This window comes from Chloroflexota bacterium (assembly GCA_035652535.1).
Taxonomy (GTDB): Bacteria; Chloroflexota; UBA6077; order UBA6077; family SHYK01; genus DASRDP01.
In genome coordinates this window covers 23652-46225 of the sequence record DASRDP010000023.1, presented here as the reverse complement: position 1 = coordinate 46225, position 22574 = coordinate 23652, and the positions used below count along the sequence as shown (strand labels likewise).

Genomic DNA, 22574 nt, shown 5'->3' with positions numbered 1-22574 from the left:
GGTCCCGCACCTCGCTCACGATCCGCGCCACCTCGGCCGCCCCCGACCCCAGGTCGCCCTTCAACCCCTCCGGGTCCCGCGCCAGCACGTAGGACCGGAGCGATTCCACGAACGGTAGATACGGCAGGGAGAGCGAGCCCTCCTCATAGCAATGCCCGACCAGCGTCTTCCCACCCCGGATCGACACGTAGGTGGCAAGCTGCTCGCACAACGCCGTCTTCCCAATCCCCGGCTCCCCCACCACCGCCGCCAGCGACCCCTGCCCCGACATCGCCCCGTCAAACGCCGCTCGAAGCTGCTTCAGCTCCGCCTCCCGCCCCACGAACGCCTCCCGGTAGAGCGGATCGTCAAGGGCGCGACTCCCACGCTCGACCGATCCCTCCCCGCGGGTCGCGGTCCCCTCGCCCTTCGCCGCGGCCCGCGCCCCAGCCAGCATCGCCCGGACCTCCCCGGCGCTGGCCGGCCGCTTCCCCGGGTCCTTCTCCAGCAATCGCAGGATCAGCGCCTCCAACCCCACCGGCAGGTCCGGCACGTGCCAGCTCGGCGCCACCGGCGGCGTGTTCAGGTGCTGGGTGATGATCGCCACACTCTCATCCCCCACAAAGGGCGGCCGGCCCGTCACCAGCTCGTACAGCATCGCCCCCAGCGAGTACAGGTCCGAGCGCGGGGTCACCTCGCCCCCGGTCGCCTGCTCCGGCGGCATGTAGCTCACCGTCCCCACCATCATCCCAGCCTGCGTCAGCCGGGTCCGGTCCAGCGACACCGCCAGCCCAAAATCCCCCAGCTTCGCCGTCCCCTCCGCCGTCAGCCACACGTTCCCGGGCTTCAGGTCCCGATGCACGACGTTCTTCCCGTGGGCGAACTCCAGCCCCTCGCACACCTCATCGGCGATCCGAATCGCATCTTGAAGGGACACCCGGTGGCTCTCGGCCCGCTCGATCAGTCCTTCGACGTCACCCCCTTCCATCAGCTCGGTGACGATGAAGGGCTGGCCACCCTCCTCCCCCAGATCGAACACCGAGACGACGTGCGGATGCGCGCCGAGCCGACCCATGGCCTGGGCCTCGCGCCGGACGCGCTCGCGGCCCACCTCGTCCAACCCATCGGTCTTGATGAGGGCGAAGGCCACATCCCGATCCAGCAGCGTATCAGTCGCGAGATAGACCCGCTTCTTCCCGCCCTCACCCAGGAATTCCTTGACCCGGTAGCGGCCGTTGCAAAACGAGGTCGGCTCCGGGGCGGGAGCGAAAACTGCCGACGCTGCTTCTCCCGCCCCGTCTTCTGCCGCGCCAATCGGATTGGCGCTGCGAGAGGCAGCGGCCAGATACGTGAGGGCGTCTTCGTTCTCGGGATCGAGGCGCAGCGCCGCCTGGGCTCGCTGCAGTACGGTGGCCCAGTCATCGCGGCGCACCGCGTCGTCCGCCTCATCAAGAAGGCGATCGATCTGGCGCTGGATTCGCTCGCTCGGCATCCAAGCCTCCAGCGTTGATCCGGACGTGGCTCGCCGGCGCCCCGACTCCGGACAACAGCGCGTAGTGTACGTGCGGTGGAGCGCACGTACAACACACGTCGGCGCTCCAGGTTGCACGATTCATGTCGGCGCGCGCTGAAGCGCCCGTGACCCCTCGAGCGCGGGATGGTATGCTTGCCCGCGTGCGACGGCCGTCCAAACCCGCGTCGGCTTGTCGGGAGGAGCATGGTTTCGCCTGCATCCGCCGCCACCCTCGATCTCCACGGCTTCCTGATCCAGTACGAGCGCGACTATCCCGACGAGGTCGTTCACGTGGAGCGACCGATGGACGCGACGTGGGAGCTGACGGCGCTCGCGGCGAAGCTCGAGCGCGACAAGCGCTTTCCGGTGCTCATCTTCCACGACATTCGCGTCGACGGCCTGCCCCTCGACATCCCGCTCGTGACCTTCATGATGGCCAGCAGGCTCCGGCTCGCACGGCTCCTGGGCTCCGGCGTGCCGGAGGCCGGCCGCGTCTGCTTCGAGCGCGTTCAGCGGCGTCGGCCGCCGATCGTGGTCCCGCGCGCGGAGGCGCCCGTGAAGCAGATCGTGGAGACCGGCTCGGCCGTCGACGTGCGGCGCTTCCCGGCGCCGCGCCACCACCGGACAGACCCGGGCCGCTATATCACGGAGGGGCTGTTCCTGACGAGACATCGCTCCACGGGCCTCGACAACTCGGCGCTGCACCGCGGCTGGCTGGCGGGCCGCGACGAGATCCGCGTCTGGATGGGACCCCAGACCCACAACGCCCATAATCTGCGTCAGTACGAGGACGCCGGTGAGGACATGCCCGCGGCGTTCTGGATCGGCCACCATCCGCTGGTGGTCCTCGGCGCGGCCAGCCACATCGGGCCGGAGGACAGCCACTTCGCGGCGGCCGGTGGTCTGGCCGGCGAGCCCCTGCGGCTCGTTCCATCGGAGACCCTTGGCGACGACTTCCTCGTCCCCGCGGATGTCGAGGTCGTCATCGAGGGATACGTGCCCGCGGGCCAGCGCAAGCCGGAAGGCCCGTTCGGAGAATACACCCGCTACATCGGGCCCCAACGCTGGGGCCCGTTTCTGAAGGTCACGGCGGTTACCCGGCGCCGCGACGCGTTCTGGAGCGACGTGATGGTCGGCCACACCCACTGGATCAGCAGCCTGGCCAAAGAGGGCGAGATCTTCCAGGCGATCCAGCGCGCCGTGCCCACCGTGCGCGCCGTGCACGTTCCCATGTCCGGGGCCGGCGTGGCCCACGCGTACGTACAGATCCGCAAGACCATCGAGGGGCAAGGCAAAGTGGCGGCGCTTGCCGCGCTCAACACGCAGGGGAGCATGAAGCACGCCTTCGTGTTCGATGACGACGTCGACGTGTTCGACGAAAAGGAGGTTCTCCTGGCGCTGGCCATGCGATTCCAGGCCGACCGCGGCATGGTTCAGCTCAGCGGCTTGACCGGCGGTCCCCTCGATCCCAGCTCCGAGGACGGGCGAACCTCGGCGAAAATCGGGTTCGACTGCACGAAACCGCTGGACAGACCCTTCGCCGAGCGCCTCGCCGTGCCCGCCGACGTGCTGGGCCGAATGGACCCGGTCGCGATCCTCGGGCGTGATCGCCTGGCGCGTATCCCGGCGGAGCCCTGGGGGTAGCAGGTGGCAGTGGAAACGCGTCCCCGAAGCTCAGTCCACGACCTCCGAAGCTACCTCGCCGCCCTGGAGGCGGCGGGCGAGCTGGCCCGGGTCTCAGCGCCGGTCGCGCTTGATCAGGAGATCGGCGCGATCTGCTACCGCAACTTGCTCAACCACGGGCCGGGGCTCCTCTTCGAGCGGCCCGGCGGCTCCGACATTCCGCTGGCCGTGGACCTGCTCGCCAGCCGAGCTCGGTACGCCCTGGCGCTGGGGACAGAGCCCGATCGGCTCGCCTCGGAGTGGAACCGGCGCGTCGCGACGCTCCTCCCTCCTCGAATCGTGGAGCGGGGCGCGTGCCAGGAGCACGTCCTGGTCGGGTCCGACGTCGACCTAAAACGGTTGCCGGCCCCCATCTGGAACGACCTCGACGGCGGGCCGTATCTCACCCTCTCGTGCCACGTCACCAGAGACCCGGAGACCGGCGCGCGGAACGTCGGCGTCTACCGAAACCAGGTGCACGACCGCGACCTCCTGGGCCTCCTCTCCGCGCCGTACACGCATCTGATGCTGCAGCGTCGCAAGGCGCCCAGCGAGCCGTTTCCGGTCGCCATCGCCATCGGCGCCGACCCCGTCGTGCTGATGACCGCCACCTCCCCGGTCCCCTTCGGCACCGACGAGCTGGCGGTGGCCGGCGCCCTGCGGGAGGCGCCCCTCGACCTCGTGCGCTGCGTGACGGTACCCCTCGAAGTGCCGGCCTCCGCGGAGATCGTCATCGAAGGCCACATCGCGCCGGACCTCCTTGTGGACGAAGGCCCGTTCGGGGAGTTCACCGGCTATTACGGCGGCCCAACGGAGCCCCGCCAAGTGATCCGCGTGTCGGCCATCACCCATCGGGATCGGCCGATCCTGCAGCAGACCTACGAGGGACGCCCGCCCCATGAGTCGGCAATCCTCACCGGCGTGCCGCGTGAAGCCGAGCTGATGCGGCAGATCGCCCTGCCGGGAATCAAGCGGGTGCACGTGACGGCCCCTGGCGGCGGGGCGCTCCACGCCGTGGTCTCCATCGAGAAGCTGTACGAGGGTTACGGGAAGTCCGTCGGCATGGCCGTCCTCGGGACACACCCCGGCCGATTCATCAAACAGGTCATCGTGGTCGACGACGACGTCGATCCCTTCGATCCGAGCGCGGTCGAGTGGGCCGTCGCGACGCGGGTGCAGCCACATCGGGACATGGAGATCATCAACGAGGTGACCGGCATCATCCTCGATCCCTCCCTCCCGCGTGCGGAGCAGAGCGTGCACGCCCGAACGTCGAAGGTCATCATCGACGCGACGCGCTACGACGCCAAGAGCTATCCTCCCCTGTGCATCCCGCGCGCGACTGTGCAGGAGCAGGTGGATCAGAACTGGGGACGATACGGCCTACCGAACGGGGGGAGGCAGCCGACATGATCTCGAGAGAGCGAGAACGGGAGCGCGAGCGCGACGATTATCAGCAGCTCCTGGACTACCATCGCGCGGAGCGCGACCGGTCTTTCGAAGGACGAGTCGTAATTCGGGCGAAGGACGTTCCCCTGAAGCAGACGCGCCAGGCGCTTCGCCGGAAGTACATGTGGCCGTCCCAGTACACGGGCGAGCCGGTCGACACGGCGCTCGACGGCTGGACCATCTTCGTCCAAACGATCCTCAAGCACTCGGGCCGCCACAAGCACCAGGGCGGCCTGGTCATCTACATCCTGGAGGGCGAGGGGTTTTCCATGGTGGACGGCGAGCGCCACGACTGGGAAGCGGGGGACCTTCTCCTCCTGCCCATGAAGCGCGGCGGCGTGGACCACCAGCACTTCAACAAGGACGACGCGAAGCCCGTGAAATGGATCGCCTTCATCAACGTCCCGCTGTTCACCTGGGGATCGAGCGAGATGGTGCAGATCGAGAACCACCCGGACTTCCAAGACCCCCAGGCGAACGCGACCGGGTCAATCCGATGATCCGTCTCTTTCCATCGCACTCGAGTGAGTCAGTTCCCGCGCACCAGGCTTCGATTTGTTCCTCTCCCATCGCAATGGGAGACGTTCGGTGAGGGGCCCTCGTCGGCGCCTCCATGCCGCAGGTCCTGGCCCAGGGTACGCCCTTACCCCGCCCGCTACTCCTGCGGCAGGAGCGGGTGACCACGCACGCCCCGCGCGTTTGGCCTCGACCATAGGGACTCACCGCACTGCCTTGACGGCGCGGGGTCTGGGTTAGCGCCCGATGGCCGCCACGATCCCCATCCGGATCGCTGACCTGCCGGTCACGCAGCCGCGCTACGTCGGGAAGGACCTGCCCCGGATCGAAGACGCCGCGCTCCTCACCGGGCGGGTCGACTTCACCGACAATCTTGCCTTCGCCGGCATGCTGCACGCGGCCGTCCTCCGAAGTACCCGGCCGCACGCCCGCATCCGGCGGATCGACACCTCGCGCGCCGGGCAGCTCGACGGCGTCGCCGCGGTCATCACCGGCGCCGACGCCGAAGCGTGGTCCGAGCCGGTGCCCGGGCTTCCGCCGGGCTGGGCTGGGCACTGCCTCGCCACGGACAAAGTCCGCTTCGTCGGCGAGCCCATCGCCGTCGTGGCGGCGACGAGCCGCTACGTCGCCGAGGATGCGCTCGAGCTGATCGACGTCGACTACGAAGATCTCCCGCCGATCCTCGACCCGGAGCGCGCGCGGGAGGCGGCGGGCCCGCTGGTGTACGAGTCGCAGGGGACGAACGTCGTGTACCAGCGCCAATTCGCCTTCGGCGACGTCGACGAGGCGTTCGCGCACGCGGACCTCGTCGTGCGCGACACCTTTCGCTGGCACCGCGCCAGCGGGAACGCCCTAGAGACGTGCGGCTGCATCGTGCAGTGGAACCCGATGGATCAGATGCTCACCTCGTGGGGCGGGTTCCAGGGGACCGGCTTCTACGTCCCATCGGTGAGCCGCGCGCTGCGCCTCCCGACCAACAAGATCCGCCTCATCCCGCTGCCCCATGGCGGCAGCTTCGGCACGAAGATCGTGCCGCACCACGTGGTCCGGATCGCTCTCCTCTCGCGCAAAGCGGGCGGACGGCCGGTGAAATGGATCGAAGACCGCGTGGAGCACTTGATGAGCGCATACAGCCATGGGCCCGATCGCCGGTACACGGCGGAAATGGCCCTGACGCGCGACGGGGAGATGACGGGATTTCGCGTGACGGCGCTCGAGGACATCGGCGCCCACGTCGTGTCGGTGGCGATGGGGATGACCCTCAAGCCCCTCTCCGCCTTTACCGGTCCATACCGCGTCCGCAACGTCGCCTACGACCTCGCCGTGGTCACGACCAACAAGTGTCCGCAGGGCTCATACCGCGGCTGGGGCGTCCCGCCCCACAATCTCGCCATGGAGCACTGTCTCGATCTCGCGGCCCGGGAGCTGGCGCTCGACCCCGCCGAGATCCGACGACGAAATCTCCTCCGCCCGGAGCAATTCCCCTACGTCGCGCCCAATGGGGCCGCGTACGACAGCGGAGACTACGAGCGGTCCCTCGACCTCGCCCTGGACCTCGCGGACTACCCTGCGCTGCGACGCGAGCAGGAGGAGGCGCGCGCCCAGGGACGGCTCGTGGGGATCGGCGTCTATACCGGCGTGGAGATCAGCGCCGTTGCCATGAGCATGTTCACGTTGCTCGGCGGAGGCGCGCCCTTTGGGACGTCGGTCCCCGAGAGCGCGCGCGTCCGGATCGACGCCGCGGGCAAGATCGTCGCGGAGGTCACGTTCCCGTGGGAGGGCCAGGGCCAGCACACAATCGTCGCCCACGTGCTCGCCGACTACTTCGGCGTCGATCGGGAGGACGTGGAGGTCGTGGCCGTCGACAGCTTGAGCGCCGGTCCTGGAACGGGGCCCATCGGCAGCCGCCAGGCCGTGATGCTGTCCGGCGCCGTGCTCGGGGCCGCGGGCCGGGTAGCCGAGAAGCTGCGCAAGGTGGCCGCAGTCCTCCTCGAGGTCCACGCCGACGACGTGGAGCTTCGCAATGGCCTCCTCCGGGTAGCGGGGGCGCCGTCGAAGGCGCTCCCCCTGCGCCAGGTCGCCGCGACGATGCTCACCCGGTGCGATCTCCTGCCCGAGGACGTCGACGGAAGCCCGGAGGCCACCTACACCTTCAACCCGCCGAGCCGTCGCCTGCCCGACGCGGAGGGGCGGGGGAGCTTCGATCTCACCGCCTCCAACGCGGTCCACGTCGTGATGGTGGAGATCGACCGCGAGACCGGCCAGGTGTCAATCCTGAAGTACGCCATCGCCGACGACTGCGGCGTCCGCCTCCATCCGGCCATCGTGGAGGGGATGGTCCAGGGCGGGCTGGCCCAGGGCGTCGGCCAGACGCTGCTGGAGGAGCACGTCTACGACGAGGGCGGACAGTACCTCACGGCCTCGTACATGGATTACCTCCTCCCGACCATCTGCGAGGTGCCGATGCCCGAGAGCGTGTACACCGAGACGGCGTCGCCCGTTGCCCCGCTCGGCGTGAAGGGCGCCGGCGAGGCGGCCGTGCTGGCGACGCCGGCGGTCCTCATGAGCGCCATCAACGACGCGCTCGCGCCCCTCGGCGTCCGCTGCACGACGGTGCCCGCCACGCCGCTTCGGCTGTGGGAGGTCATCCAGAGCGCTGAGCGGGCGGGCGGGTGACGGCGCGGCTCTCAATCATCTCGAGAGGATTTGGTCGAATGGCTCGTGCGCGTTTGCTCCTCTTGCTCGCGGCGATGACGATAGTCGGCTGTACCGCGGCGCCGAAAACGGCGGCGCCCCCCTTGCAGGCGCCGAGCCAGCCGAGCGAATGGGACCGGGTTCTGGCCGCGGCCAAGGAGGAGGGCACCGTCGCCATCATCGGCCCGACCGGCGACGATCGCCGCACCGCGCTCACCGAGGGCTTCGAGCAGAGCTACGGAATAACGGTCGATTACCTGGCGGACGCGGGCGCCGGCATCCCGCCGCGCCTCTCGGCGGAGCGCGGCGCCGGGCAGTACCGCTGGGACATCTTCGTCGGGGGGACCACGACGGCGCTGGAGTCGTTGATTCCCATGGGTGCGCTGGACCCGATGGAGCCCGCCCTCATCCGGCCGGAGGTCAAGGACCCGTCCAGCTGGCGCGGCGGGGCCCTCGAGTTCGTCGATGAAGGGCGAACGTGCCTTGTCATCACGCCCTTTCATCGCGGCACGCTTTTCGTCAATCCGACCCTCGTGAAGCCCGAGGAGTTCACCTCGTACAAGGACCTGCTGGACCCCAAGTGGCGGGGCAAGCTCGCCAGCGACGACCCACGACGCGCGGGCCCCGGCCAGGCGACCTTCACCTTCTTCTACCTCCACCCTGACCTCGGGCCCGACTTCATACGCGCGCTGGTCAAGCAGGACTTGACCCTCCTCCAGGACTACCAGCAGGAGATCGACGGCGTCGGACAGGGGCGGTATCCGGTGCTGCTCGGCAGCTCGGACGCCCTGGCCGAGGCGCGGATCAAGCAGGGAGTGCCGATCACCATCGTCGACCCCAGCACGCTGCGTGAGGGCTCCGACGTGAGCCCAGCGTCCGGCTCGGTGGGGCTCTTCAACGGCGCTGCCCACCCGAATGCGGCCCGCGTGTACCTGGATTGGCTGCTCTCGAAGGATGGCCAGACAGCCTACGCGCGCGCGACGGGGTACATCAGCGCGCGCCTCGACGTTCCCACCGACCACACCTTCCCATGGCGCGTCCCGAGGCCGGGGGCAGTGAAGACGTACGACCTCCGCGCGATGGAGACGAAGGACGCGGTGCTGGACCTGCTCCGCGAGGTGCTCCCGCAGTAGATCGCGCTCGTCGGCGACGCTGCCGAGCGCGCACGATTCGAGCGGGTTTCCGGTGGGATCGCAGCTCATATCCCACTTTCGGTCCTCGGCGTCCGGCAGCGGAGCGAGTCAGCCCCCGTGCCACCCCCGATAGTCCGGGTGGCTCAGGACGCGGTCCAGGAACTGCTCCTTCATCGCGGGGCCGTAGGTCGTGCGACTGTCCGGCACGCGCGCGGTCTCGGCCTCCACCTTGATCTGCAAGAACGTCGGGCCGGGCTTCGCGAGCGCGTCGCGGACGGCGCGCTCGTACTCCGGGAGCGTCCGCACCAGGCCTGTCGACCGGATGCCCGCGCCCTGCGCCATCCGGACGAGGTCCGCGCCGCGCGCCGTGGCAGTGGCGCCCATCCGCGCGTAGGACTCGTTGTCGAAGACCAGGATCACCAGGTTCGTCGGGTTCGCGTCCGCGACGGAGATGAGCACGCTCGTGTCTTCCATCATGCTTCCGTCGGACTCCAGCGCGACGACCTTCCGATGGGGAAAGGCGAGGCTCAGCCCAAGGGCAAACCCAATGCAAAGCCCCATATTGAGCCCCGCGAATGTCGGCCCACGGTCCCAGACCCCGGCCCAGATCCGTGCGTTGCTCGAGAGGCTGGTGACCGTGAGCGTATGCTCCTCCAGCATCTCCGCGAGGAGCGGGAGGCACTCGAAGCGATTCACGATAGGAAATCGCCGGTCAGGAGGAGCGCGATGGGCGTTCCGTATTCCCGGCATGCGACGGACGCCCCCTTGATCGAGCGCTTGAGCTTCGCCGGGTCGTTGATGATCTCGTACGGGATGCGCAGCATGTTGAGCTGCGGCTCCAGCACCTGGCGAAACATGAGGAGCTGGGACCCGGGAATGCCGGTCCGATCCGAGAAGTCGCCGCGATAGGAGGCGATGATCGTGAAGGGGGCGCCGTAGACCATGCCGACCTGCGCCAGCGCCCACGTGCCCACCAGGAGCCCGGCGACGCCGGTGAAGAACACGCAGTCGCGCCCGCCGAGCGCGGCGCCCGCGCAGAGCGCCAGCCCGTGGCCCTCCGCCGTCACGGTCACGGTCGTGAAATACGGATCGACCCGCGTCTCGTCGATCACCGAGTGGGTCGGCTCCTCTGGTAGGGTGACGACCAGATCGATCCCCGCCTCCTTCAAGCCGTCAACCACAATGCGCGTCGATTCTTTGTCCACCCATCGCTCCCGTCAGTGAGTCTGTGGGCCGGTCTGGAACAGGTCCGGCCAGTCGTGCAGGATTTGCTCCTGATACTCGGGACTCGTGCCCACGGACCGCGGAAATCGATCGCGCCAGTGGTACGGCCGGCAGGCGTCGATGACCGCCCGGGCCGCCGAGAAGTCGCCGCTCGCGCGTTTCTCCGGCGTGAGGCGCGGGTCGAGGTGGTTGGAGGCGCAGTTTCGAATCACGTCGATACTCGTCTCCGGATCGCACCGCGTCGACACAGCCCACAGCACCTGGTTGATGTCGGACGGGTCGATGTCGTCGTCCACGACGATGACGAATCGCCCGAGCTGCGCGCCGCCCGCGCGGCCGCCCATGGCCGCCTGGGCCACATTCTTGACGTGGCCGCTGTAACGCTGGCGCACCGAGATGATGGCGAGAAACGAGGAGCTGCCCGCCGGGTGCATCCACACGCCCTGCACGTCCGGCACGCCGGCCCGCTCGATCTCCGTCCACAGGTTCGCCGCGCGGAAGAGATAGGAGGCGTTGCTGGACGCTGGCGGCCGCAGCGGAGGCGTGCCCACGATGATCGGGTCGCGCCGGTGCTGCACCTGCTGCACGCGGATAACCGCCTGCTCGCTGGCGCCGCTGCCGTAGTAGCCAATCGTCTCGCCAAACGGGCCTTCGATCCGCGTCTCGACCGACGGCGGCGGAACGTACCCCTCGATCACCAGCTCGGCGGAGGCCGGGATCGGCAGCCCGGTCACCTCGCCTTCGACAACCTCGATCGGCCGGCCAACGACGGCGCCGGCCCAGCCGTACTCGCTCATGCCCCACGGCATCGCCAGGAACGAGCCCATGAGGACCGCCGGCTCCGTCCCGATACAGAGCACCACGGGGCAATCATGGCCAGATTCCCAATGGCGGCGCATGATGAGGGATCCCTGATGGGCCGGCTCGACCATGAGACCCAGCGTCCGCTCGTCGTGCACCTGCACGCGATAGGTTCCCAGGTTCACCCACCCATCGACGGGGTCCCGCATGATGACGGAGCAGCCCGTTCCGATGTAGCGGCCGCCGTCGTGCTCGTGCCAGAAGGGCGCGGGGAATTTGAGCAGATTCACGTCGTCGCCCCGCTCGGTCTCCTCGGCAAAATCGGCCCGCGACACCGTGACCGGGTCGATGAGCTGGAGACTCGAGAAGCGCTCGCGAATCGCCCGGACGAGCGCGATGCCGCCGACATCGCTGGGGTGCCCGAAGAGGGCCGCGACTCGCCGGGGACAATTCAACAAATTGGACAGCACCCGGTAGCCCGGTGCGTAGCCGGGGAGGTGATCGAACAGCAATGCAGGCCCCTCCCGGAGGGCCATCATCTCCGTGATCGCGCCCAGCTCGAGGTGCGGGTCGGCCTCATCCACGTGCCGCAACTCCCCCATGGCCTCGAAGGAGCGGATCACTTCGCGCAATTCCGTTCCCAGCAGATCGCGCGCAGCAACGTCAGTCATTCTTCCCTCCCAGCGCGCCAATGATATCGCCTGAGGGTCAGGCGGAAACGACGCGAATGGTGCGACGGACCAGCTCGACGAAGGCCTGGCGGTCGAAGTCACCTTTCTGGCCAATGGAGGTGACCTGGGTCGAGAGGGCGCTCCGCTCCTCCGCGGACAGCGTCTTCGACGTGAGAACAATGATGGGGATGGACGCCGTGGCCGGATCCGCGCGAAGCAGACGCAGGACGGCGTACCCGTCGACATCCGGCATGATCAGGTCCAGAATGATCAGCCCCGGCAGCTCGCGACGAGCCATCTCGATTCCCTCACGTCCGCCGAGCGCCGGGACCACGCGATACCCCTCGGGGGCCAGCACAGCATCGACGACCTCGATCGCCATCGGGTGGTTATCGATCACGAGCAGCGTAGGCCGCTTCTCGCCGACGCTTCCCGTTGGCTCGCGCGGCGGCGAGGGACGGTCCCACTCGTCGACTGGGCGTGGCAGGATGTCACGCGCCTCCGGAACGGAGGACCCGGTGGGCTCAGCCAGCGCCTGACGCAGCGGGATGGCGAACGTAAAGGTGCTTCCCGCCCCCGGCGCGCTCTCGACCCAGATTCGGCCGCCGTGTAGCTCTACCAGTCGGCGGCAGAGCGCCAGTCCGAGGCCGGTCCCCTCCGTCCGGGGAAAGCCATCACTCTTCACCTGCTCGAACGCGGCGAAAATCCGCTCGCGGTCCTCGGCGCTGATCCCAACACCGGTGTCGCGGACCGACACGTGGACGTCGTCGCCCATCTTTCGAACGCGCACGTCGACGCGTCCGTCATCTGGCGTGTACTTCACCGCATTCGACATCAGGTTCACCAGGACCTGCTTGATCTTCCGCTCGTCGGCCTCGACCATTCCGACGGTCGGGTCCAGGTCGAGCGTCACCGTGATGCGGTGGCGCGCGGCGCGCTCCTGAATCCAGATGAAGCTATTCTCGATCGCTTGCGCCAACGGGAATCGGCGCAGCTCGAGGTCCATCCGGCCCGCCTCCACCTTCGCGAGGTCCAGAATCTCGTTGATGAGGGACAGCAAGTGGCGCCCGGCCACCAGGATATTCGTCAGATAGCGCTGCTCGCGCTCGTCACGCCCCGGGGACGGTCGATCGGAGAGCACCTCGGCGAACCCGATGATGGCGTTCAGGGGCGTCCGCAGCTCGTGCGACATGTTGGCGAGAAACTCCGTCTTGTGGTGGCTCGCGATCTCGAGCTGGCGTCCTTTCTCTTCCAGCGCCTGCACTGCGTCCGCCAGGGCTCGGGTGCGGTCCTCGACCTTCTGTTCGAGATCGGCGTAGGAGGCCTTGAGCTGCGCGCTCATCTGGTTGAACGATTCGGCCAGCGCCTCGAGCTCATCGCCCGTTCGAACCTCGATGCGCTGGTCGAGCCTCCCGGCTCCGATGTCGGCAGCGCCCCGCTGCAGGACGTGGATCGGCGCGACCATGCGTCGCGCCAGCAGGACGCTGGCGAGCAGCGAAAGGGCGATGCCGAGGAGAACGAGAACCGTGGTCCGCCACACCACCGCGTAGAGCGGGGCGAGCGCCTCCCCCACCGGCTCGTTGACGACGACCAGCCACCCCGTTGGTCGAATCACCTCCGCCACGGAAAGCACGTCGCGGCCCTCGAGGTCCGGACCCATCGTGATGAGCTGCGGCCCGCCGGTCCAGCCATTCGCCTGCTGTACCGGAGCCAGGTGCGACACATCGGTGTGCCGAAGGACGAGGCTGAGGTCCGGATGAGCGATCAGCGCCCCGTCGTCGTCGGCCACGTAGGCATACCCCGCCTTCCCCACGCTGATCTGCGAGACGAGGTCCCACGTGAGCTTCAGGTTCACCTCCGCCGCGGTCACGCCCGGATTCGGCCCCGCCTCGCGCATCGCCACCGTCATAAAGGGCTCCGATCCGCGTCGAAAGTACACAGGGCCCCAGTAGGTGTGCCCACTCACCGCTGTGAAAATGGGATCCGCCGATCGATCCTCGCCGCTTCCAATAATCGTCGCCGCCGCAAGCGAGACGCTGAGTTGTTCCCGCCCGGTCCCATCGACGTACGTCAGCTCCGCGATGGCGGGCTCGAGGCGCAGAAGCCGCAGGTAGTCGAGCCGCCGCTGTTCGGCGCCCGCCTCGCCGCTCGGGCGCGCGCTCCGCGCCACAGAGCCGACCTCACGCTCGACGCCATCGAGAAAATCGGCGATCCGCGACGCCGCCGCCCGCGCTTCGGTCCGCTGGATCCGGGCGAGGGCATTCTGGCTCTCGGTCACCGCGAAGTACCCCTGGACGATGCCGCTCACGATGAGGGCGCCGCTGACTAGCAACCCCAGGACGAGCGCGTATTTTCGCGCCAGGCGACCCGGGACGGACGTGGTCTCCGGACGCGCTCGGCCCTGCATCTATGACGTCCGCGCGAGCCGATCTCGGACGGAGATCGCGAGCGCCAGCTCGGGACCTGCGCGCATGTGACGGAGCAGCTCGATGCTCGCATCGAGCTGGCCGGCGGCCGCGGCGCGCGCGGTTGCCCCCGGCTCGTCGTCTAGCGCGATCTCCCCGAGGAGGCGCCGCCCAATCGCCAGCGGAAAGCGCATGCCGGCCACCTCGGCGCGCGCAACCATCGCCTCAGTCATCGATCTTCCGGCGGCGCTCTGGCCGGCACCGCGATAGCTCTCGCCGAGGAAGAGCATCGTGGCGACCTCCGCCGGGCCGACGCCGAGGGCACGCACGCGGCCGAGGAGCGCTTCGAACAGGGATCGGGCATCGTCGGCCGATCCGTCGCCCGCCGTGGCGGCGCGGGCCATCGACCACCCCCGGGCCGCGTCGACCCAGATGCCCACGGCCGGACCGCACGTGATCGACGAGGCCGCCGAGGCGACGTCGACGCCCGTACGCGGGTCCCCGCCCGCCGTGCGAACCATCGCATCGACCGAGATTGCCAGGGCGACCGAGTCCGGGTCGCCCGACGCGTCTGCCCGCGCGCGCGCATCGCCGGCGATCCCGCGCGCGACATCCACTTGGCCCAGGAACGCCGCAGCCAGGGCAGCTGGCGCCATCCCCCAGCATCGCAGTCGCGCGTCCGACACCTCGTCGAGGGCGGCCAGCGTCTGCTCGTGACACAAGAGAACTTGATCGAAATCGCCCGCGCACAGTCGAGTCCACTGGAGGAGAACGTGCGAAAGCGCCATCTCCAGGCTGCTTCCGCCACGCTTGCCCTGTCCCACGGCGCCCTCGAAATCCGCGCGCGCCTGCCGCAGATCGCCCTCGGCCAGGTGACAATAGCCGATGCGATTCCCGATGGCGCCCATCACCCCCGAGTCGCCGTGCGCGGCGGCCATTGACGCCATTTCTCCGAGGAGACCGGCATACTGCGGCGCGCGCGCGATGGGCACGAACGCTACCCATTCGTCTGCAAGGGGGACGAGTCTGAGCCGCTCTGGGCTCTCGACGACGAAGCGCGAGTCCTTCTCGGTGTTCTTCGACGTTGCGCGCCGCCCACCTCGACGATCCGGAAGGGCCGGTTCGGGGTGCACTTCCTGCGCATGACCCAACACCGGGGTGCGGCGCACGGTGTCCGGCGGCCCGCTTCCGCGAATCGATTGAGGGCGAAGCAGCGATTGCAGGAGGTCGCGGCTGTCCGGCGAGAGGCGAAGAGCCTGCGCGATCCGTCGAAATGTCGCCGGGTAGGGGGCTGACTCACCGCGCTCGAGCTTCTGCACCGTCCGCGCGCTGAGGCCGGCCCGCTCGGCGAGACCCTCCTGGGTCAGCCCCGCTTCGGTGCGGAACTGCCGCAGCACCGCTCCAAATCGTTCGTCGACGACTCGCGTCACGCGGCCTGCCCCTACTCGATGATCTGTGAAGCTTGCGCAAGGACGTCCTTGGGCACGGTGAGGCCCAGATTGCGCGCAGTGTTCAGGTTGACGACGAAGTCGAAGGTGGTTGGCTGCTCGATGGGCAGGTCCTGCACGTTGGCTCCTTTGAGTATTCGATCCACGTACGTCGCCGCGCGGCGATAGTTGGCCGCGTCGTTCGTGTTGTAGGCCATCAAGGCGCCCAGCTTGGGCCAGCCCTGATCGATGTACACCGCCGGCAGATGGTATTGCGCCGCGAAGGCGCCGATTCGCTGACGGACAGCCTGATCCCCAAATGGATTCCCCTGATACTGGAGCAGGCCATCGGCCCCCCGCTCGACGGCCCCTTCCAGGGCAGGCTCGATGTCGTCGGGACCGGTCGGCTGCACGCGCTCCACGTCTACGTGGAGAAACCGGGCCATGTCCGCGATCTCCCTCCAGCCCGGAAGGTCGTCCGGCCGGTCCCATGGTGTCAGGACGATGACGCGAGTGACGGCGGGAGCGACCTGCTTCAGGAGCTGCAATCGTCGCGCGTGCTGGGCAACGTCGATGGCGATGATGCCGGTGAGATTGCCGCCAGGGTGCGCATAGCTGGTGATGGGAGGCGCGCCGACGTTCGGCGTGTTGAGGAGGGGCTCCACCATGGGAATGGGTGCCGCTGCCGCGGCAACGACAGAAAGGTGGTGGGGTAGCACCGCGGAAACAATGGCATCCACACCCTCAAGTCGGAGTCGCGCGATTGTCGCCAGCGTAGTCTGCACGTCCTCGGAGTCCGCGGGAACGTCCTCGACGACCAGGTCCCGACCCTCGACATAGCCGAGATCGCGCATCCCATCGCGGAACCCCTCCGTCCAGCCATCCCACACCGGTCCCCCCAGGGTCATCACGGCCACGCGATACACGCGCGGCGGCGATTCCGGCGCGGCCCACGCGCCTGGGAGCGGAATGGCCGGCGCGCACGCCGCGCTCAAGGGCAGGACGACGCAGAGGAGGGCGGCGAGCGCGCTCCGTGCGCGAACCGCGCGAGAATCGGTCGGGCCAATGGGTTGCATCCCGCTCAGGCCAATCACCTCCGCGAGCGCCCGCGCCAACTCTTGGTCTGTTGACGCCGGCGACGAGTAACGATGGTCAAGTTACGGAATGTTACTCCCCGGCACGAACTCTGACACGAATTCTTCGAGAATTCGCGCCATTGGTCCGGACTGTTCGTGGTCTCTGGCGCGCTGCCCGTCTACAGTGGCCCCGATCGCGACCGACAGGTCGACGCATTCGAAGGAGGCCGAGTCTCATGTACACCGAGCGCATCATCCACGTCCCTGCCGTCGGGAAGGGCCCCGAGCTGCGCGCAGCCCTCGAGGCGCGCAACGCGACCGGCAACAAGGCAGCGCCCCACGCCCTCAGCGTCCACATGTTTGCGCCCCAGCCCGGGTTCGTCCACTCGATTCGATTCGAGAACCTCGCGGCCATCGAGGCCTACATGGCCGCTCACCTCCCGAGCCCCGAGGAGAGCCGGAAGATCGACCAGTGCCTGGCCCGGGAGCGCGCCGTCGTCCTCTACGAAGAGCTGGACTCGACGCCCTTGAAGGCCACGCCGAAGTTCCTCATTCGCAATCGCTACCAGCCGTCGGCCGGGAACGGGCCGGAGCTCCGCAATGTGCTCGCCGAGCGCCTCCAGAAGGGCATCGGTGGAGCCGTGGCCGGAGCTGGGCTCAGCCGTCAGATCGGCTCGCTCGACGGACCGGCACTCGCAGTGACGATGCTGTTCGCCAGCATGGCGGATATGGACGCGCACCGCGCGGCCAACGCGAGCGATCGATCGTTCCAGCCGTACCTCAATAAGGTCGCGTCCCTCTGTCGCGCCCCGATGCAGCAGCGCATTCAGCGCATCATCGCGCCGTTCCCGTCGTAGCCCGACTCGATTCAGATAAGGAAGAGGATCATGAAACGCACAATCCTCGCGTGCGGCGGCACCGCGTTCGTCATGGCGTTCCTGGGAACGATGATGGCGATCAACGTCTCCCGGCCGACGCTGGTGGCTGCCCAGGACAGCACGATTCGGGCTGAATCCGTCACGGTGTCCGGAGGCAATGGCACGGATCAGGTCCGGCTCTCGGCAAGACCGACCGGTGGCGGCGTGATCCAGGCGCTCGACGCTGATGGAACGTTACGGGTGCAGGCGGCAACGGGCGGCGCCCCGCCCGGACAGCCTCCGAACCCGCTGACCGCTGGCATCAACGTGTATCAGCCCAACGGTCGGACGTTGGTGGCGCGCCTCGGAACCGGAGAGCGCAACGACGGCACGGGCGACGATGGAACCATCGCAACCCTGGTGTTAGATGATCAGTCGGGCCGAACGCGTATCTCGTCCCGCGTTGACGAGGACGGCTATCCGTCCCTCGTCCTCTTGAGTGATGAGGGACGCGCCCGGGCAAGTCTGCGCGCACAGCCGGACGGAAGCGCGCGGCTGAGCCTCCTCAACGCCGATGGGCAGGCCAGAGCAGCGCTCTCAACCGGCGCCGCCGGTGGCGTGGCCGACGAGGACGTCGCCAGTCTCAACCTCTGGTCGCCGGACCGGTCGCACCCGATGGTGCACCTGGCCGTTGACCACGGCCTCAGCGGCGACCGGCCGCTTTCCGCGCACCTGGTCATCTCGGACGAACAGCGTTCTCGCATCTTCATCGGCACCACCGACAACGGTGACCCGACCATCGAGCTCTACGACGCGGACGGCAACGTGACCTGGAGCGCCCCGTAGGCGCGCGCGGAGGTGACACGTGGTGATGCGACGCTTGCTGGCCGCGCTCGACGACTGGAGCGGCGAGCCCGTCATCTGCCCGGAAGAGCTGCTCTTCGCGATGGATGCGAACGGCATCGTCTTCGCGGACCTCGTGATCCACGACGTCTGGGACCTCGTGCGCCGGGGGGCTTCGGCCCTCCGGCGCGTGGCCTTCGCTCGGAATTCGTGGATTGCCGTCGATCTGTCCTCGGGGCAGCGCGCCCTCGAGCCGGCCGCGCCCGGAGGGCTGCGCGAGGATCGCCTCCAGTTCGTCCGCTGGCTACGGGACAACGGGTACCTTCGCGACTGAGCTGACGGTGAACGCCGAGCCGTGGGGGCGAGCCGGACGGACACGAGCGGGAGCCGCGGACCCACGGAGCCGACCCGGGCGCGGAATCCCGGATGGCCGAATCGCCCGGCTCGCGCTCCTGATCGCTGTCGCGTCCGCGCTATCGATCCGCTGTAACGCGGCGGTAAACGTCGCTCCCTCCATGGCGGGCCAGGGCAAGGTCCTCCGCGTGGGAGTGAGCCTGATCGACGCGCCCGTTTATCGCGAGGCCCTGGCCGGCCTTCAAAACGGATTGCGGGACCTGGGCTACCGTGAGGGACTGAATTTGGCGATCGAGGTACGCCACCCGACCGACGGAAGCGCCGGCGCGAAGGAGCTGGCGATCGCCGATCTGCGAGCGGCAAACGTGGACGTAATTGTCACGACTGCGCCGCCCCAGCTCATCCCGAAACTCATTCGACTCGCGAGCCCGACTCCCATCGTCGAGGCGCTCATGAGCTCTTCGATCATCGGAACGTCCGAAGTGGCGAGCTACGCGCGCCCGGGCGGGAGCCTCACAGGAATTATCCGGAGTGAGCCCAGGCAGTACGCTCGTCGTCTTCAGCTCCTCCACGAGGTCGCGCCGGCCGTCTCACACGTGGCGTTCGTGGTCGCATGGGATAGCTCACCCAACCCACCGGGACTGGCTGAGACGCAGGCGATCGCCCAGACGCTCGGCCTTGACGTGCGGGTCGTCCAGCCGAGCGCGGCGGACAACCTGAAACCCGCGCTGATCGCCGCCCTGCCCGCGCGCACGGACGGCATGATGCAATACGGCGCGGACGCGTTCGCGGATCCAGAGAGACAGAAACAGATCATTGACAGCGCCGCGACGCTCCGAATTCCGGCCGTTTATGACGATCGCGAGTGGGCCGCCGCGGGCGGGCTCATGGCTTATGGCCCCAATATCGTCGCGAACTTTCGACGCGCCGCGGCATATGTGGACAAGATCGCGAAGGGGGCGCGGGCTGGCGACCTCCCCGTTGAAGAGCCCGCCCAGTTCGACGTCGTTCTCAATTTGCGGACGGCTCGCGTTCTGGGTCTGCCGATTCCCCCGACTGTGCTGGGCCAGGCGTCCGAGCTGATCCAGTAGCTCGCGCGTGCGGCGTCCGCTATCGGCCATCGCGAATCGTTGCTCACCACCCCGGCGGGTAGGGTGGCCCCACCCCGCCATACGGGGCTGCCGGAGTCTAGGTCCGCGACACTATCTGCCGAGAGCGACGAACCCCTTCTCAACCTCATATCCGTGGACCATCCGTTGGCAGACTTCCTCGTTACCCACGTGAGCCGAGAACCCGGCTCAGAAACGATCGTGGGCATTACGCATCTCGCAGGCCCCGGCTGGCTGAAGTCGCGCCAGGAGGTGGTCGAGCTGCTCGAAAGCGGCCAGGACACGTTCTACACCGTGCGCAATGGGCTCCGGCGCGACGTGGCGATCGTGCGCGGCGCGCTCGGCGACTACCTGAGCACCAAGGTCGGCGGCCTATGGACCAGCGACCTGCTGTCGCTGCCCGTGCTCACGCCCGCGACCCCCGACGCCGGCGCGCGCCACGACACCGGCTGACGCGCAGACACCGCGTCCAAAGCGTCTACACTGCGGTCGCTTGCGTGTGGGCATCGATGACGATAGACTCCACGCACCCACGACCGGAGGAATTCCACTCATGCGCTTGATCCCGGCGATCGCGGCTGTCGTCATCATGGTCGCCTGCGGGAGCCAGGCCGGCGCGCCGGGAGGAACCGGGGGCGCTTCGAATGGTCAGGCGCAACAGACCTCCGAGTGGGACCGCGTCCTCGCGGAGGCGAAGAAGGAGGGCAGTGTCAACGTCATCGGGCTCGAAGGCGTCAACACCCAGGAGGCACTGACGGCCGGCTTCGAGCGCGAATACGGGATCCACGTGGAGTTCCTCCCGGACGCGGGACCCGGTGTCGGGCCGCGGGTGTCCAACGAGCGCAGCGCCGGGCAGTACCTATGGGACGTGTACGTCCTGGGCACGACGACCGCGCTGAACGCGATGTTCCCGATGGGCGCCTTTGACCCGATCGATCAAGCGCTCATCCGCGACGACGTCAAGGACCCCAAGAACTGGCGGGGCGGCGACATCGAGTATCTCGATCCCGAGCACCGATTGATTATCATGACGCCGTTCCAGCGCGGAACCCTCTTCATCAACCCCAGCATCGTCCAGCCCGGAGAGATCAAATCCTATAAGGACCTTCTCGATCCCAAGTGGCGCGGGAAGATGGTCATGAACGACCCGCGCCGCGCCGGCCCGGGCCTCGCGACCTTCACCTTCTTCTACCTGCACCCGGACCTTGGCCCGGACTTCATCCGTGCCCTGGGCAGACAGGACATCACCATCCTGAGCAACTTCCAGCAGGAGGTGGACTCCGTGGGGCAGGGCAGATATTCGATCCTGATCGGGACCGCGGACGCCATCGCTGAGGAGCGGATTCGACAGGGGATTCCGATCCAGATTATGGACGTGCGCCAGATCCGTGAAGGCTCCGACGTGAGCCCGGCCAACGGCGCGCTCGCCATCTTCAACCGAGCCCCGCATCCAAACGCCGCAAAGGTGTACGTGAACTGGCTCCTCTCGAAGGAGGGACAGACGGATTTCGCACGCGCCTCGGGCTACGTGAGCGCGCGGCTCGACGTGCCGACCGACCACGCACTGCCCTGGCGCGTGCCAGCGCCGGGCGCCATCAAAACGTACGATCTGAAAGCGGTTGGCCTGCGCGACCAGGTCATCAGCCTGGTCGAAGAGGTGTTCGGTCCAGCATAGAACAGGAGGCAGCGTGCGGATCTTTACATTCGACTTCATCCCCTACGCCAAGAACCTGAAAGGCTCGCTTGGGTATCCGGTCGGACGCCAGCACTTTGACCCGGAGATCGCCGCCCAGACCTACCAAAACCACGTGGAGCAATTTCAGCTCTGCGAGGAGTTGGGCTTCGACGGGATCAGCCTCAACGAGCACCACGGTAGCCCCTACGGCCTGGACAACTCCCCGAACGTCTTTTTGTCCTACATTGCGCGCGCAACGTCGAAAATCAAGCTCACCATGCTGGGCAACCTGCTGCCGCTGCATGCGCACCCCCTCCGCGTGGCGGAAGAGCTGGCGATGCTGGACTGCATCACCCGCGGGCGCATCATCGCCGGCTTCGTCCGGGGCATCCCTCGCGAGCATCTCGTGTACAGCGTGCCGCTGTCGGAGTCGAGCGAGCGCTTCGAGGAGGCGCTCGATGTCATTCTGAACGCGTGGACGAGCGAGAGCTTCACCCACCACGGGCGCTTCTACAACTACGATAACGTCGACATGTGGCCGCGGCCGTACCAGCAGCCTCGTCCGCCCGTGTGGGTTGCCGCGATCAGCGAGGATTCGACCCGTCGCCTTGCCCACCGCCCGAACGTCTGCCTGGCCGTCAACTTCCTGCCGACGCCCGGCGTGAAGAAGCAGCTAGCCGCGTATCGCGAGGAAGCGGCCGCCACCGGCCGCGCCGTGACCGACCACGACATCATCTACGGGCGGCACCTCTTCGTGGCGGAGACCCAGCGCGAGGCCGAGGCGCAGTGCCGCGAGCACGTGCAGTACTACTTCAATAATCTCTTGGAAGAGATCAACACCGCGGCGCTGAACATGCTGAAGGCGCAGAATCCGGACATCGATTTCGCGCGGCTCAAGCCGCCCTTCGACTACGCGACGGCCAACATGGACAACCTGCGCGAGCGCGGCCTCCTCCTCGTCGGCACGCCGGACCGGGTGTTCGAGGACCTCATGGAGCAGTATCACGAGGTTGGCGGCTTCGGTACGCTGCTCGCCATGATTCGCATGGGGACCATGCCGCAGGAGGTCCTGACGCGGTGCCTCCGACTCATCGGCGAGGAGCTGATCCCCAAGCTTCACGGCGTCCATGAGCCGGTGGCCGCGAGCTAATGGGTCACCGCTCACGGCTATGACAAAAGCGCGAAT

The 22574-nt window shown here is 68.0% G+C and carries 19 protein-coding genes; 12 read left to right on the top strand and 7 right to left on the bottom strand.

The features are described 5' to 3' along the window. Positions 1-1471, bottom strand: a 1471-nt coding sequence (locus VFC51_03475; GenBank protein HZT06065.1) for a serine/threonine-protein kinase, incomplete at its 3' end; no start/stop codon positions are given. A 225-nt stretch (positions 1472-1696) separates the two neighbouring features. On the opposite strand from VFC51_03475, the gene VFC51_03470 reads away from it, so the two are divergent. The 5 genes from VFC51_03470 (at position 1697) to VFC51_03450 (ending at position 8946) form a co-directional block, all read left to right on the top strand. Next, on the top strand, positions 1697-3136 hold the full coding sequence (locus VFC51_03470; protein HZT06064.1) for a UbiD family decarboxylase: 1440 nt from the start codon (positions 1697-1699) through the stop codon (positions 3134-3136). A gap of 3 nt (positions 3137-3139) precedes the next feature. Next, a complete protein-coding gene (locus VFC51_03465; GenBank protein ID HZT06063.1) occupies positions 3140-4567 on the top strand; it encodes a UbiD family decarboxylase in 1428 nt (475 codons plus the stop codon). Beyond that, positions 4564-5103: a cupin domain-containing protein gene (locus tag VFC51_03460; GenBank protein ID HZT06062.1), complete on the top strand. Its 540-nt coding sequence runs from the start codon at positions 4564-4566 to the stop codon at positions 5101-5103. Before VFC51_03465 ends, VFC51_03460 begins: the two co-directional genes overlap by 4 nt. A gap of 262 nt (positions 5104-5365) precedes the next feature. Then, complete coding sequence (locus VFC51_03455; GenBank protein HZT06061.1) at positions 5366-7795, top strand: xanthine dehydrogenase family protein molybdopterin-binding subunit; 2430 nt, start codon at positions 5366-5368, stop codon at positions 7793-7795. A gap of 38 nt (positions 7796-7833) precedes the next feature. Beyond that, a complete protein-coding gene (locus VFC51_03450) occupies positions 7834-8946 on the top strand; it encodes an extracellular solute-binding protein (protein HZT06060.1) in 1113 nt (370 codons plus the stop codon). A 108-nt stretch (positions 8947-9054) separates the two neighbouring features. On the opposite strand, the gene VFC51_03445 is transcribed toward VFC51_03450, so the two are convergent. From VFC51_03445 to VFC51_03420, 6 genes are read right to left on the bottom strand one after another with little or no spacing between them, the layout of a single operon-like run. After that, positions 9055-9642 carry a thiamine pyrophosphate-dependent enzyme gene (locus tag VFC51_03445; protein ID HZT06059.1) on the bottom strand — a complete coding sequence of 196 codons (588 nt, stop codon included), beginning with the start codon at positions 9640-9642 and terminating at the stop codon, positions 9055-9057. Next, a complete protein-coding gene (locus tag VFC51_03440) occupies positions 9639-10151 on the bottom strand; it encodes a hypothetical protein (protein HZT06058.1) in 513 nt (170 codons plus the stop codon). The genes VFC51_03445 and VFC51_03440 overlap by 4 nt, the downstream gene beginning before the upstream one ends. A gap of 12 nt (positions 10152-10163) precedes the next feature. Beyond that, positions 10164-11642, bottom strand: coding sequence for a UbiD family decarboxylase (locus tag VFC51_03435; protein HZT06057.1), 1479 nt, complete (start codon positions 11640-11642; stop codon positions 10164-10166). A 37-nt stretch (positions 11643-11679) separates the two neighbouring features. Further along, a complete protein-coding gene (locus VFC51_03430) occupies positions 11680-14049 on the bottom strand; it encodes an ATP-binding protein (GenBank protein ID HZT06056.1) in 2370 nt (789 codons plus the stop codon). Further along, positions 14050-15477, bottom strand: coding sequence for a helix-turn-helix transcriptional regulator (locus tag VFC51_03425; protein ID HZT06055.1), 1428 nt, complete (start codon positions 15475-15477; stop codon positions 14050-14052). It abuts the gene before it with no gap. An 11-nt stretch (positions 15478-15488) separates the two neighbouring features. Then, positions 15489-16568 carry an ABC transporter substrate-binding protein gene (locus tag VFC51_03420; GenBank protein HZT06054.1) on the bottom strand — a complete coding sequence of 360 codons (1080 nt, stop codon included), beginning with the start codon at positions 16566-16568 and terminating at the stop codon, positions 15489-15491. Between the two features lie 218 nt (positions 16569-16786). Here VFC51_03420 and VFC51_03415 point away from each other — a divergent pair, with 218 nt between their 5' ends. The 7 genes from VFC51_03415 (at position 16787) to VFC51_03385 (ending at position 22538) form a co-directional block, all read left to right on the top strand. Then, entirely contained in the window at positions 16787-17407 is a 621-nt protein-coding gene (locus VFC51_03415) for a hypothetical protein (protein HZT06053.1), read from the top strand. A 30-nt stretch (positions 17408-17437) separates the two neighbouring features. Continuing rightward, complete coding sequence (locus VFC51_03410) at positions 17438-18253, top strand: hypothetical protein (protein ID HZT06052.1); 816 nt, start codon at positions 17438-17440, stop codon at positions 18251-18253. 19 nt (positions 18254-18272) lie between these two features. Then, positions 18273-18584, top strand: coding sequence for a hypothetical protein (locus VFC51_03405; protein HZT06051.1), 312 nt, complete (start codon positions 18273-18275; stop codon positions 18582-18584). Between the two features lie 7 nt (positions 18585-18591). Next, entirely contained in the window at positions 18592-19695 is a 1104-nt protein-coding gene (locus VFC51_03400; GenBank protein HZT06050.1) for an ABC transporter substrate-binding protein, read from the top strand. A 165-nt stretch (positions 19696-19860) separates the two neighbouring features. Next, the gene (locus VFC51_03395) at positions 19861-20166 is read left to right on the top strand and encodes a DUF3892 domain-containing protein (protein HZT06049.1); all 306 of its coding nucleotides are present in this window, start codon (positions 19861-19863) and stop codon (positions 20164-20166) included. 100 nt (positions 20167-20266) lie between these two features. Then, complete coding sequence (locus VFC51_03390; GenBank protein ID HZT06048.1) at positions 20267-21388, top strand: extracellular solute-binding protein; 1122 nt, start codon at positions 20267-20269, stop codon at positions 21386-21388. Between the two features lie 13 nt (positions 21389-21401). Beyond that, positions 21402-22538: an LLM class flavin-dependent oxidoreductase gene (locus VFC51_03385; GenBank protein ID HZT06047.1), complete on the top strand. Its 1137-nt coding sequence runs from the start codon at positions 21402-21404 to the stop codon at positions 22536-22538. The last annotated feature ends 36 nt before the right edge of the window (positions 22539-22574 follow it).